Consider the following 12,693-nt stretch of genomic DNA (forward strand, 5'->3'; position numbering starts at 1 on the left):
AGCCTGTCATCGCACCAAGCGAACTCCAGGATGATCGCCGTCGATGAAATGAACGCCCGCGGCCTCAAGAGCGCGCCTGACGGCCGCTAAATTGTTGATTGACGGAATCCGGCGGCCTTTTTCGAAATCACGAATTGTACTCTCGCTCAAATTGGACCGAGCAGCCAATTCAGCTTGAGACCAGTCGAGTAGGCCACGAGCCGCCCGAGATTGATCGGGAGTCATTCAACCGCCATTTCATGGGAACACGTTTTTCGTTTAACAGTCACGAAAAGCGTTGACATCCGCGAATATAAACGCTATCCGTGTAAAATTGACGGTTTACGTGTACCGAGCTGAAAAAATGCGTGATCATGTCGGAGGTACCAGACCCGAGGAAGCTATCGGAGACCCCGACGCTCCTTTGGTCGCCTTCGAAAACCAGTTCTTGGCGTTGATAGCTGAACTCGATCGTGACGGTGAGAACCTCAAGCAGTCCGACGAGTACTTGACGGCGCGGGATGAGGCCCTCCTGGCCCGCCTCGATCCCGTTGAACGAGCCATCATGGGGACCCCCGCCTACACGATGACGGGCTTGAGTGTGAAGGCCCGTCACTTGGCCTACGTTCTGTCGGAGTACTGGGAGGCCCCAATCGATCAAATAGGTTGGGAAGGACGAGCGGTGCGTCTGCTCGTTGAAGCGATATGCAACGTCGCAAGCACGCCCTTGAGCATCCGAGAGCCTTAAGTCGGAAAACAGCAGAGGGAAGGTGGCCATAGAGACGCCAACGCGTGAGGGTGGCGAGACCGGCTCCTCGCTCGGGGGTTCAATGCGCTGGAACGCTACCGCCTTTCACCACACCAACCAAACATACGATACTTTATCCAGTCATTCGCCTAAATAGTGCCGGCGCAAGCATACCGCCCGTGCCTTCACGCTTATGCGCGCTCAAATCTGGCTCGGGGATCTGGGGGGTGCAGGGAGGCACACCACCGATACCGACATTCGCCGGCTGTCGTCATTTGAATCTACTGCCTCTTAGGGCGTACCGGTTGGACGATAGACTCCATCATTGAGTTGAGGGACTTGCAAGGGAGCCTTGCACGGGCGCAATACATCGTGCGCACCTGCCTCCGAGTTGAGTAGTCACGCGTTCACGCGGACGTCGACAAGCCATTCTGACAGGCCGGGATAGTCGCACTGACATCACCTTCCGCCAGCCATTCCCGTAACCTATCGGTATCGTAGGCTCGATCCGCAAAGCAAGCGACGAGGCACAGGAACGGTTGGCAGCAATTCACGGGCTGCCGGCAAATCGTGGCAGTTGCCTGGGGTAATCAGGAAGGCGATCGGACGTCCACGGTCTCTAGTCACAGCGTGGATTTTGGTCGTTCGCCCGCCGCCCGAGCGGCCGATCGCCTGCCGGAAGTCCCCTCTCTACGTCCGCAGCGAGCGATGGGCTCTTATGTGGGTTTAGGCACTCGGATCGTTCCGACCTACCCGGTCGCGACCATGAGCGCGCAAAAGATGTTAGCCCACAGACCCCGCCGGCTCCAGCGATTGAACCGGTTTAGATCGTCGTGCAAGGGCCGTAAGCCTCGGGACAGTCGCGCCAACGCGCTCAAGACCGCAGCATGTGCATGTTCCCGCTGATAACGCGACGATCGTCGACACCGATGCGTACCGCGCCGACCGCGTGGCATCAACGACTCTCGATCCTTCTCCAGTCCGCCTCAGTTGGCCAATAGAGTTGTTTCCGAAGGCCTCTTTGCAGCCTTGAATCACATCTCACGTTGCGGTGGAACCCTATTGAGTACAGACCCCAGTTCACATTCGCGAGCCGCGCGCCCGATGTATGACGCCGAATTCAGTTGGATTGCAGTGCATCGCCCCTACTCTCGTCCACCGCACGCTCAGTCATCAGAGGCCTCGCGTACGCAAAGTGACGCGGAAGCGGGCTTCGGGATGGCCGGGCAGTTCAACACGAAAGGAGTTTCCATGGAACGAGCCATCATGATTCTGGCAACGGCGGCACTCGCTTCTACGCTAGCCATCGGCGCGGCCAACGCGCACGGCGGCGGCGGCCACGGCTTTGGCGGCGGCACGCATCTCAGTGGCATGGGCCACGGGGGAGGATTCGGCGGCGGCGCTCGGTTCGGCGGCGAGCACCTAGGCTTCGGTGGTCTCCGTCAGCACGCATTTCATCACTATGGCCTGCCCGGATATGGATACTACGGAGCCTATCCGGATTGCTATAACTGGTACGAACTACATTCGAACCGGCCATTTCCGTTGAACTGCAGCTGAGTTTGCTCGAACGGCACTGATCGGTCCGGACCTCACGACAGATTGGTTCGGACCGGTCTAACGTGCCTGAACGAAGCGTTGAAGAGCCACTTTCAGAAGGACTTTCTACACTCCTACTGGTTCTCTCCGAAGCGCCGGAGTTGCCGATCGGCTCTCTTGACTTGCGAGGACTCTGACGAACCTCAAGCTGCCCCTCATAGACTACCTCAAGCCTTAAAAGTCAAAAGCCTGGCTCAACTCGTCCGGCGAGGCGGTGCGAATGGCATTGGTGGGCGTCCATCCCTCGCTGAGTATTGCGCAATCGCGCTGCGCTGCCCGATAGCAGACGCGGATTTCCATCCTGATCCGCCTGATTGCAGGTTCGAAACCTGCCGGCCCCGCTGTCGAGCTCAATCGCTCGCTGGCTTTCACGTAACGCCGACGACGTCCGGCCATCCAAAGCCCTTCGAAAGGCATCATCACCGCGTGACCGCTCCCTTGATTGAACACTCCAACCGAAATAGACGCGCGAAGCTGCATGACGTGTGCCAGCACAAGCTTAGTAAGATACGAGTATAGACGAGCCCCGCTCCGGACTCCGAGGATGCGAACCGGTATGAGGCGCTTAGCACGCGAGCGATCTCCGACAGTGCCATGATCTCGTGGTACGCCAACGTCGACGTGCTGCTAACCATCTGCAGCATTAGCGCCTGAATGCCCGGGTCGCTCATGACAGCCTCGCTTCCGGCCGCGGCCACGGTAGAAATCTCGCGAGATGAGCGCTTCTCCATTGGTATGGGGTATCGCCCGTAAATCGCTTGAAGACCGTGGTAAAATGTGCCTGAGTTTGAAAGCCGACGGTCAGGGCGATGTCGACGAGCGCGAGATCGGACCGCTGCAACAATTGCTGAGCCCGCTCGATCCGCCGCTTCAACAAATAGTCATGCGGTCGCATGCCGACCGCCGCCCGAAACTGCGCGGCAAAGTGCATCCGGCTCAGGCCGGCCGCAGCAGCGAGATGCCCGAGCGTGATCTTGGCTTCAAGATTGTCGTCGACGTACTCCATGACGCGCCTTAGGCGCCATTTCTGCAGCGACCGCACGGTCCGGCTGTCTTGCCCTTCGCTGTTGCCACTGGCCGGTTGGCGATGGACGTCACATTCTGCTTGTTGGGTGGCCTTCCTAGTCAACATGGCCAGACGCAACGCGTCGACGAGGATGGCAGAATGAGGATGGTGCATGGCCTTGGTGGCGGCGAGCGCATCCGAGATGCGCCGCATCACTGGATCTGGGAACTCGTCGTTCTCCGTCTCCCGATCGGGCATGGCCGACGCGCGAGTAACACGTTTGGCCGACACTTTGAAACATGGCCGGCCTCCAGCGGATCTCTGCAAATGCGGCTCCGGCGGTTCAATGGTCAGCGCGACACCCAGATGCACCAGGGAGAGTGTCATCGCTTCGTCACCCGAGCGAACTGATTGTCTCGGTGACCGCAACGGCGGGCACTCGATCGACGAGACGTCGATTGCGACCGTGACCTGATCGTTGGCGTCACGCGGGTCTGACATCTGCAACGACATCGTCGAACCTCCTGTGCAGTTCGCTCCGACAATGCCCGACGGCCTTGTCCGAATACGATAGCAGCAGAGTAGTTCAGCGATACGCGCGCTCCATTCTACGCGCGGCTGAAGTGATAAGGTCTCGGGTTTACCGCGTCATACCTTTGTATGAGCCCAATCAAGTAACCTGATCAGACGGATCGCAACACCCTTATTTTGCCTCCCGGGCGCAACCGGCGCGCCTGCGATAGTTTGCCGTGGACCACAGGCGGATTCACGAACAGTCCGGCTCTGCCCAGTATTCCCGGAACCGATCCAGCTGCCCACGGCGTCTTTCAAAAGGGTGCGAAAATGGCCCGGCTGGATATTGTGGATGTGATCAAATCGGGGCATCAACGCTGCTAATGAGAAGACAAACCGCCTGCAACGATGATGAACCTTGACCGGCCCACGGGTTCAATGAGCCGCGGTGGCTTGCGGCTGTTGTCCGTGGCCCTGGCCCTCGCGGTCTTCATGGTGGACGCGCTTACACCCCTTGAGGGGGCGGTCGCGGTTCTCTATGTCGTCGCCATTCTGCTTGCAGCCAGAACAAACCGGCGCAATGATATCATCGTCGCCGCAGCCGGCTGCATTGTCCTGACCATCAGCGCCTATCTGACGTCGCACGGTCTGCGGACGCTCGGTTCCCCAGCGCTGCGCGGGCTGGTGAGCCTCGCGGCCATTGGAATCACGACGCTGCTTGTGCTGCAGAATCACGCGACGATGAGCCGGCTCACGGCACAGGCACGTCTGCTCAACCTCTCGCACGACATGATTTTCGCCAGAGATCACGGCGGCGTGATCCTGTTCTGGAACAAGACCGCGGAGCAAACCTATGGCTGGTCGGCCGAGGAGGCGCAAGGGCAGCCCGCCGATAAGCTCCTCCGGACCTCCTATCCCGAACGCCGGGAAGTCATTGAAGCCAGCTTAATCGAGACCGGGCGATGGGAAGGCAGGGTGGCGCAACGGACGAAAGCCGGCATCATCCTCACGGTCGATGCGCGATGGGCCTTGCAGCACGACCATCTCGGCAAGCCCATCGGGGTGCTCGAGACGCACACGGACGTCACAGACCGCGTTGCGGGGCATAACGCGCTTTTGCGGAGTGAGCAGCGATACCGACGGATGTTCGATGCGAGCCGGATCGGTGTCGTCGAGGAAGATTGGAGCGAACTGCGGTCGGCGCTGGATTCTTTGCCCGCGCAAGGGACGGACGTGCGCGAGTATCTGGTACGACACCCCGAATTCGTTCGGCATGCCCACGGCCTTGTCAGGATCATCGACGTCAATCCTGCACTCCAGAAGATGGCAGGGGCAGATAACGCTGCCGTCTTCGTCGAGAACGTGGACAAGCTATTCGTCAAGAATGATCAAAGTTTCCTCGACGCACTGGCCGCTTTCGCACAGGGACGACGGTTTCACGAAGGTGAGACCGAACTCGTGCGTCTCGATGGATACAAAATCCCTGTGCTGTTCACGATCACCTTTTCGCCTCGTACCGACAAGGATCTTAGCGTTCTCATCTTCGTCGTCGACATCACCGAGCGCAAGCAGGCCCACGACGCACTGCTTGCTGCGCAGGCCGAGCTCGCCCATGCAGCGCGCGTTGCCACCCTCGGCGAACTCAGCGCGTCCATTGCCCACGAGGTAAACCAGCCGCTGACGGCAATCATCACCAGCGCAGAGGCCGGCTTGCGATGGCTGCGGCGGGATGTCGCGGACCTCGATGAGGTTGGAACTGCGATCAGCCAAGTCATCGCGCAGGGCCGTCGCGCCGGCGAGATCGTGACCCGGATCCGAACCTTCCTGAAGAAGGCCCCACCTCAGCGGCACTTGCTGCAGATCGGCGAAATCATCTCCGAGGCGACCGCGCTGGTCGCACGCGAGCTTGCCACGGACGACGTCGCCCTGATTGTCGAGAGCGAGCATGACCTGCCGCCGGTCCGCGGCGACAGGATTCAGCTGCAGCAGGTCCTCATCAATCTTCTGGTCAATGCCTGCCAGGCCATGGCGGGTCACCCCGGTTCCCGCACCATCAAATTGCGAGCCGGCACGGTCGACGACCGGACCATTGCAATCACGGTGCAGGACAGCGGCCCGGGCATCCAGCCCGATGACCGGCCACGCCTGTTCGATCCGTTCTTCACGACGAAAGATGGCGGAATGGGCATGGGACTTGCGATCTGCCGAACGACAGTGGAAGCTCATGGCGGCCGCTTGTCGGTGGCGAGCATTCCAGGCTCGGGCGCGACATTCCAACTCACACTGCCGTATAGCAAAGAACACGATTTGCGATGACACGACCAGACCAGGATCAACCGTCGCCGCAATCCTCCAACGCCATCGTCATCATCGTCGATGATGATGCGGGCATCCGAGCCGCGCTCGACAGCTTGTTTCGATCTGTCGGGCTGCAGACCCGGCTTTTCGGCTCGCCGGCCGAGCTGCTCGGCAGCGCGCTGACGGACGGCCCCGGCTGCATCGTGCTGGACGTCCGTCTCCCGGGTGTGAGCGGGCTCGACCTGCAGAGCCAGCTCGTTCGGCAGGGCATCACTCATCCGATCATCTTCATGACTGGTCACGGGGACATTCCGATGACGGTGCGCGCCATGAAGGCCGGCGCTGTCGATTTCCTCTCCAAGCCGTTTCGCGACCAGGACATGCTGGATGCCGTGACGGCCGCGCTTGAGCGTGATGCCCAGCACCGCGCCGACGCAGCAACCAGAGAGAAGGTCCGAGTGCAGTACGAGACCTTGACGGCACGCGAGCGCGAGGTAATGGGCCATGTCACTGCCGGCCTGATGAACAAACAGGTCGCCGCGTTGATCGGACTAAGCGAGATCACGGTCAAGATCCATCGTGGGCACGTCATGCGCAAGATGGGAGTCAGGTCGCTGGCGGATCTGGTTCGCAAGGCGGAGGCACTCGGGGTTTCCCGCGTCCGCAAGTCTACTGACCAAACTTGAGTATAATTTCAGCGGGCCTGCCGCAAGGTGCATAAGGCCTGACTGGCCGCGCGACGGGAGAAATCCTCCTCGCCCCTGCGGAACACCGCGGTCAGGATGTGCGTGAATGGCCAAAAAACTCGTGATTGCAATTGTAGATGATGACGAAGGCGTTCGCGCTTCACTTACCAGCCTGGTGCGTTCACTCGGCTACGCTGCTCTCGCCTATGAATCCGGCGTAGATTTCCTCCAACACGCGCCGGCAGACGATCCAGCCTGCATGATCGCCGACATTCAGATGCCCGTGATCACCGGCGACGAGCTCCAGGCACAACTGATCGCTTCCGGGCGCCGCTTCCCGATCATCTTCATGACAGCCTTTCCGAGCGAAGCCGTGCGCCAGCGCGTGATGGCGGCCGGTGCGCATTGCTATCTCGGCAAACCTTCCAGCGGCGATGAGATCATCCGTTGTCTCGAGGACGCGCTTGGCGGCAACGGCGCGCGGCGCTGATATCTCAGCCGACGTCTCGGGTCTGTTTACCCAGACCTGCGGCCCCTTGCTCGCGGTGCTCGGCGACTGGGTCGGGTTTTGCATCTATGCCGCGGGGACGCAGGGCGCCAATCACGCTGATCCGGCGCTGTGCCAGACCACCATTGCACTGGTCGACGTCCTGCAGATCGACATGCCACAGCAGGCGCTTTCAACCGCCGTCGCGCGCTGACGATCATGACATCGAATTCAGTCATGATGATCGCGGCCAGCCTTATATGTGTCTTGGAAGCGATTTTCGGGAAAGTCTGGATGCACTGCGCAGTCATCAGCCCACCCCGAAGCTCGTCGGCGCGAGCGGAACGCGGCCGGAATGAGGGAGCCGTCCGATCGTGCATCCAGGCAGCGGGCCGTTCGTTCAGGAAATACCCGGATGCCAGCGGCTCCCTATCATCCTGCGAAATTTGAAAGACTCCGGAGCGAGCCATGCGAGAGCACATCTCATTTAATCAGTCAGCATACCGCCGGTTCGCACCACTTCGTTTGAGGGCGGCACTCGCGGCTAGCCTGATATGGCTGACTCCGACTGCGTCACAGGCGCAAATGGCACTGCCGACGACGCAACCCTCCGCCGGAATGTCCGCGACATCGTCACTCAATCTCGGCTCGACGCGACCTGCGGGCATCCCACTGGGCTCGACCGAGATCGTGACGCCCGGCGTATCCCCGATCAATCCTTCGCCGGGCGTGACCAACTGCGCCGTCTCAGACAACAGCGGATCGTCAGGCACCTTGTTCGACGGCGGCGGATTATCAGGAGGCTCGTCACTCGGCTGTTCCAGTAGCACGACAATCACACCAACCGTTCCTGCCCCGCTATCGACGGTCGGGCGTGTCGGCATCCCGCTTGGGGCCACGGAAATCGGCGGCGCGGGTATCAGTCCGGCCGTGCCGGTGCCAGGGCCGATGCTATCGAGCGGTACGAGCTCAATCGACGGCTCCACGAATCCCTGAGATCAACAAGGTCCATCACCGTGAAGCGGCTCATCACTTTTGTGCTCCTGGCGATCGCTGCGATCCTGCTCGGCGGAACCCTGTGGTTCATAGCCCGAGACCACCAGAAGTCGGCCATTACAGTTGCGCCGGTGCCCGCCGCTGTACCGGTGGTCGCGGCCACCGTCACCGGCAAGAACGTTCCGATCTATCTGCGCGGCATCGGCACGGTGATCGCCTACAATACCGATGTCGTGCGCAGCCAGATACAAGGGCAGATCGTAAAGATCGCCTTCACGGAAGGACAGACCGTCAAGAGCGGCGATCTGCTCGCCCAGATCGACCCGCGCCCTTTCGAGGCACAGATCGAGCAACTGACGGCAAATCGCGATAAGGACCAGGCGCAGCTGGCCAATGCGGAGGCCAATCTCGCCCGCTATAATCAGCTTGGTGACAAAGGTTACGCGACCCCGCAACTGATCGACACGCAGAAGGCGCAGGTCGCCCAGCTCAAAGCCGCCGTGAAGGCCGACCAAGCCCAGATTGATCAGGCCAACGTTCAGCTCAGCTACACGCGCCTGACATCCGCGATTCCCGGTATCACCGGCGTGCGCCAGATCGACGTCGGCAACGTGATTCATCCGACCGACGCCAACGGTCTCGTCGTCGTCACCCAGATCGAGCCCATCTCGCTGCTGTTCACTCTGCCCCAGACCGACCTGCCGATCATCCAGGAGCAAACCGCAAAGGGCCCGCTGAAAGTCATCGCCTACAGCCAGGACAACAAGACGAAGCTCGGCGAGGGCACGCTGCTGCTGGTCAACAACGAGATCGCCGGCACGACGGGAACCGTCCAGCTCAAGGCGGTCTTTCCCAACCAGGAGCACCGGCTGTGGCCGGGGCAGCTGGTGAATGCGCGCCTGCTGCTCGAGATCCGCAAGGACGCACTGACCGTCGCCGGTTCGGCCGTGCAGCAGGGGCCGAGCGGCAGCTATGTCTACGTCGTAACCGAAGACCAGACCGCGGCGTTGCGTTCGGTCCACGTCGCCCAGATCAGCGACGGACAGGCCCTGATCGATCAGGGGCTGAAGTCGGGCGACGTCGTCGTGATCGACGGCCAGTATCATCTGACGGAAGGCAGCCCTGTTCGCGAGCTGCATGGCAAAGCCGCGCAGGAAGCCGACCTGCAGAGCGCCGTGCAGGACGCGATCCCATGAACCTCTCCGCGCCCTTCATAGTGCGGCCGATTGCAACGGCGCTGCTGATGGCCGGGCTGCTGCTATGCGGCATTGCCGCCTATCCGCTGCTGCCGGTCGGCGCGCTGCCGAACGTCAACTATCCGACGATCCAGATCTCGGCACAATTGCCGGGGGCGGATCCCAACACCATTGCTTCATCGTTGGCCACGCCCCTCGAGCAACAGCTCAGCCAGATTCCAGGCATCACGCAGCTCACCTCCTCCAGCGCGCTCGGCGTCGCCCAGCTCACGGCGCAATTCGAACTGTCGCGCACGGTGGACAGCGCGGCGGTGGATGTGCTCGCGGCGATCAATGCCGCGAGCCCCTTCCTCCCGCCGAACATCCCCTACCCGCCAACGATCAGGAAGGTGAATCCGGCGGAAACGCCGGTCATGCTGATCGCGCTGACCTCGGATTCGTTGCCGCTGACGACGGTCGACGCCTATGCCGAGAACATCCTTTTGCCGAAGATCTCACAGGTGCCCGGCGTGGGCCTGGTCGGCATCGGCGGCCAGCAGAAGCCAGCGATCCGGATTCGCGTCAACCCGCAGGCGCTCGCCAGCCGCGGCATCGGCCTCGAAGACGTCCGCAGTGTCATCGCTGGCGCAAATGTCGACCTGCCCAAGGGGACGCTGAACAGCCCGCGCGTCACCTACACGCTGAACACCAATGACCAGTTGCTGAAGCCTTCCGCCTACAAAGACCTCATCATCGCCTATCGCAACGGCTCACCGGTGCGCCTGCGCGATATCGGCACGGCGATCGAGGCACCCGAAAACGACCTGCTCGCCGGCTGGTACGGCAAGGATCCGGCCATCATTCTGGCGGTCCAGCGTGTTCCCGGCGCCAACGTCATCGAGACGGTCGACCGCGTCAAGAAGCTGCTGCCGCAACTTCAGGCCTCCGTTCCGCCCGCGATCAAGGTGACGATCGCGGCTGATCGGACTGCCACCATCCGCGCCGCGGTCTCCGACGTACAGTTCACGCTCCTCCTGACCGTCGCATTGGTGGTCATGGTGATCTTCCTGTTCTTGCGGAATTTCTGGGCCACGGTGATCCCGGCGATCACGGTTCCGCTGGCGCTGATCGGCACATTCGCGGTCCTCTACACGCTCGGTTACAGCCTGGACAATCTATCGTTGATGGCCTTGTCGATCGCGGTCGGCTTCGTGGTCGACGATGCCGTCGTCGTCATCGAGAACATCGTACGCTATCTCGAGCAGGGCATGACGCCGCTCGAGGCGGCACTCAAGGGCTCCGCCGAGATCGGCTTCACGATCGTCTCGATCACGCTGTCGCTGATTGCGGTGTTCATCCCGCTGTTCCTGATGGGCGGCTATGTCGGCAAGCTGTTCCAGGAATTCGCGATCACCATCACCGCCTCGCTGCTGCTTTCACTTGCAATCTCCCTCACTCTGACGCCGATGATGTGCGCGCGCCTGCTGAAGGACCGGTCCCGAACGAGGCACGGCCGGATCTATCTCCTGTTCGAGCGCGGTTTCGATGCCGTGCTCGGCTTCTACGCGCGGGGCTTGCGGGTGGTGCTGCGGCATCGCTTCGCAACGCTGCTCGTGATGCTCTCGACCATCGCGCTCACTGGCTTTCTCTATGTCGTCATTCCAAAGGGCTTCTTCCCCCAGCAGGACACCGGGCAAATCGTCGGCATCACCGAGGCCGCCCAGGACATCTCCTTCCCAGCCATGTCGGAGCGCCAGCGGGCGATCGTCGACATCCTGTCGAAGGATCCGGAGATCCAGTCGGTGGCAAGCTATATCGGCCCCGGCGGCCCGACGGCGACGCTCAACCAGGGACGAATCTTCATCGTGCTGAAGCCGAAGCCTGAGCGCAAGGCGAGCGCCGACCAGATCATCAACCGGCTGCGCCCGCGTCTCGCCCACATCCAGGGGATCACGCTTTACATGCAGGCCGCGCAGGACATCACCATCGGCGCCCGCCTGTCCAAGACGCAATATCAGTTCACGCTGACGGATGCAGACTCAAACGAGCTCACGCATTGGTCGGATATCTTTCTGACCAAGCTCCGAGCCCTCAACCTCATAAGCGACGTGGCGAGCGACCAGGCCAATGCCGGCCCGCGACTGGACGTCACCGTCAATCGCGAGGTCGCCTCCAGCTTCGGCATTCTGCCGACGACGATCGACAACGCGCTCGATGACGCCTTCGGCCAGCGTATCGTTTCCACCATGTTCACCTCGCTGAACCAGTACCATGTCGTGATGGAAGTCGACCCGCGTTTCCAGTTCGGCCCCGAAGCGCTGAAGGACATCTACCTGAATTCGGCCACCGGCCAGCAGGTGCCGCTGAGCACGCTGGTTCACAGCGTCATCAAGCCGGCGCCGATCCTGATCAACCACCAGAGCCTGTTCCCCTCGGTGACGATTTCGTTCAACCTGCGGCCTGGCGTGGCGCTCGGCGACGCGGTGGCGGCAATTCAGAAGATTGAAAGGGACACGGCCAAGCCGGCCTCGCTGGCGACCTCGTTCCAGGGCAATGCCCAGGCCTTCCAATCCTCACTGTCGGGCACGCCGCTGCTGATCGGCGCGGCATTGATCGTGATCTACATCATCCTCGGCGTGCTCTATGAGAGCCTGATCCATCCGATCACGATTCTGTCGACGCTGCCTTCGGCGGGGATCGGCGCGCTCCTCCTGCTGCTGGCGGTCCACATCGATCTCAGCGTGATCGCGATCATCGGCATCATCCTGCTGATCGGCATCGTGAAGAAGAACGGCATCATGCTGGTCGACTTCGCACTCGAGGTGGAACGCCGGAATGGGCTCAGCCCGGAAGAGGCGATCTACCAGGCCTGCACGCTGCGCTTCCGTCCGATACTGATGACGACAATGGCAGCGCTGCTCGGTGGTGTGCCGCTGATGATCGGGTCGGGCACCGGCGCGGAGCTGCGCCAGCCGCTCGGCTACACGATCGTAGGCGGCCTGATGTTGTCGCAGATCCTGACGCTGTACACCACGCCGGTCGTCTATCTCTATCTCGACCGGCTCGGCAACTGGTTCACGGGTCGCAAGCCGCACGCCGCCGAGACATCCACGCCACCCGCGACAGAGGCAGAGGCGGGATTGCGCCAGAAGCCCGCTTGAAGGGGTCATCATCGGCATGACGGACGGCTGCAGGCGGCGACCGGC

13 protein-coding genes are annotated in these 12,693 nt (G+C 61.5%); 8 read left to right on the plus strand and 5 right to left on the minus strand.

Annotated elements, in window-relative coordinates:
• Positions 1 to 6 precede the first annotated feature (6 nt).
• On the minus strand, positions 7 to 225 hold the full coding sequence (locus QXZ94_RS13290) for a helix-turn-helix transcriptional regulator (RefSeq protein ID WP_315718625.1): 219 nt from the start codon (positions 223 to 225) through the stop codon (positions 7 to 9).
• A gap of 118 nt (positions 226 to 343) precedes the next feature.
• On the opposite strand from QXZ94_RS13290, the gene QXZ94_RS13295 reads away from it, so the two are divergent.
• The gene (locus QXZ94_RS13295) at positions 344 to 727 is read left to right on the plus strand and encodes a hypothetical protein (RefSeq protein WP_315720783.1); all 384 of its coding nucleotides are present in this window, start codon (positions 344 to 346) and stop codon (positions 725 to 727) included.
• 486 nt (positions 728 to 1,213) lie between these two features.
• Here QXZ94_RS13295 and QXZ94_RS34410 read toward each other — a convergent pair whose 3' ends face one another.
• Positions 1,214 to 1,396, minus strand: a complete 183-nt coding sequence (locus tag QXZ94_RS34410; RefSeq protein ID WP_409880906.1) for a transposase — start codon at positions 1,394 to 1,396, stop codon at positions 1,214 to 1,216.
• 582 nt (positions 1,397 to 1,978) lie between these two features.
• Between QXZ94_RS34410 and QXZ94_RS13300 the strand changes: the two genes are divergently transcribed.
• Positions 1,979 to 2,287 carry a hypothetical protein gene (locus QXZ94_RS13300; protein WP_250172790.1) on the plus strand — a complete coding sequence of 103 codons (309 nt, stop codon included), beginning with the start codon at positions 1,979 to 1,981 and terminating at the stop codon, positions 2,285 to 2,287.
• A gap of 213 nt (positions 2,288 to 2,500) precedes the next feature.
• Here QXZ94_RS13300 and QXZ94_RS13305 read toward each other — a convergent pair whose 3' ends face one another.
• Both QXZ94_RS13305 and QXZ94_RS13310 read right to left on the minus strand, forming a co-directional pair.
• Complete coding sequence (locus tag QXZ94_RS13305; protein ID WP_250172789.1) at positions 2,501 to 2,806, minus strand: hypothetical protein; 306 nt, start codon at positions 2,804 to 2,806, stop codon at positions 2,501 to 2,503.
• Positions 2,807 to 2,993: 187 nt separating this feature from the next.
• A complete protein-coding gene (locus QXZ94_RS13310; protein WP_315720785.1) occupies positions 2,994 to 3,845 on the minus strand; it encodes an AraC family transcriptional regulator in 852 nt (283 codons plus the stop codon).
• A 453-nt stretch (positions 3,846 to 4,298) separates the two neighbouring features.
• Between QXZ94_RS13310 and QXZ94_RS13315 the strand changes: the two genes are divergently transcribed.
• From QXZ94_RS13315 to QXZ94_RS13330, 4 genes are all read left to right on the plus strand, one after another.
• On the plus strand, positions 4,299 to 6,161 hold the full coding sequence (locus QXZ94_RS13315) for an ATP-binding protein (RefSeq protein WP_315720786.1): 1,863 nt from the start codon (positions 4,299 to 4,301) through the stop codon (positions 6,159 to 6,161).
• Positions 6,158 to 6,829, plus strand: coding sequence for a response regulator transcription factor (locus tag QXZ94_RS13320; RefSeq protein WP_315720787.1), 672 nt, complete (start codon positions 6,158 to 6,160; stop codon positions 6,827 to 6,829). Before QXZ94_RS13315 ends, QXZ94_RS13320 begins: the two co-directional genes overlap by 4 nt.
• Positions 6,830 to 6,935: 106 nt before the next feature.
• Positions 6,936 to 7,319, plus strand: a complete 384-nt coding sequence (locus tag QXZ94_RS13325) for a response regulator transcription factor (protein ID WP_250172785.1) — start codon at positions 6,936 to 6,938, stop codon at positions 7,317 to 7,319.
• Positions 7,294 to 7,530, plus strand: coding sequence for a hypothetical protein (locus QXZ94_RS13330; protein WP_315720788.1), 237 nt, complete (start codon positions 7,294 to 7,296; stop codon positions 7,528 to 7,530). The genes QXZ94_RS13325 and QXZ94_RS13330 overlap by 26 nt, the downstream gene beginning before the upstream one ends.
• A 277-nt stretch (positions 7,531 to 7,807) precedes the next feature.
• Here QXZ94_RS13330 and QXZ94_RS13335 read toward each other — a convergent pair whose 3' ends face one another.
• Entirely contained in the window at positions 7,808 to 8,302 is a 495-nt protein-coding gene (locus QXZ94_RS13335) for a hypothetical protein (protein ID WP_315720789.1), read from the minus strand.
• Between the two features lie 30 nt (positions 8,303 to 8,332).
• Between QXZ94_RS13335 and QXZ94_RS13340 the strand changes: the two genes are divergently transcribed.
• Positions 8,333 to 9,508, plus strand: a complete 1,176-nt coding sequence (locus QXZ94_RS13340; RefSeq protein ID WP_315720790.1) for an efflux RND transporter periplasmic adaptor subunit — start codon at positions 8,333 to 8,335, stop codon at positions 9,506 to 9,508.
• Entirely contained in the window at positions 9,505 to 12,648 is a 3,144-nt protein-coding gene (locus tag QXZ94_RS13345) for an efflux RND transporter permease subunit (protein WP_315720791.1), read from the plus strand. The genes QXZ94_RS13340 and QXZ94_RS13345 overlap by 4 nt, the downstream gene beginning before the upstream one ends.
• Positions 12,649 to 12,693 lie beyond the last annotated feature (45 nt).

This window comes from Bradyrhizobium sp. SZCCHNS2022 (genome assembly GCF_032377575.1).
Lineage (GTDB): Bacteria > Pseudomonadota > Alphaproteobacteria > Rhizobiales > Xanthobacteraceae > Bradyrhizobium > Bradyrhizobium aeschynomenes.

Excerpts from the sequence above, each read along its gene's own strand:
- QXZ94_RS13290 (WP_315718625.1), bottom strand. The coding sequence starts at position 225 with ATGACTCCCGATCAATCTCGGGCGGCTCGTGGCCTACTCGACTGGTCT.
- QXZ94_RS13295 (WP_315720783.1), top strand. The coding sequence starts at position 344 with ATGCGTGATCATGTCGGAGGTACCAGACCCGAGGAAGCTATCGGAGAC.
- QXZ94_RS13300 (WP_250172790.1), top strand. The coding sequence starts at position 1,979 with ATGGAACGAGCCATCATGATTCTGGCAACGGCGGCACTCGCTTCTACG.
- QXZ94_RS13305 (WP_250172789.1), bottom strand. The coding sequence starts at position 2,806 with ATGCAGCTTCGCGCGTCTATTTCGGTTGGAGTGTTCAATCAAGGGAGC.
- QXZ94_RS13310 (WP_315720785.1), bottom strand. The coding sequence starts at position 3,845 with ATGTCGTTGCAGATGTCAGACCCGCGTGACGCCAACGATCAGGTCACG.
- QXZ94_RS13320 (WP_315720787.1), top strand. The coding sequence starts at position 6,158 with ATGACACGACCAGACCAGGATCAACCGTCGCCGCAATCCTCCAACGCC.
- QXZ94_RS13325 (WP_250172785.1), top strand. The coding sequence starts at position 6,936 with ATGGCCAAAAAACTCGTGATTGCAATTGTAGATGATGACGAAGGCGTT.
- QXZ94_RS13345 (WP_315720791.1), top strand. The coding sequence starts at position 9,505 with ATGAACCTCTCCGCGCCCTTCATAGTGCGGCCGATTGCAACGGCGCTG.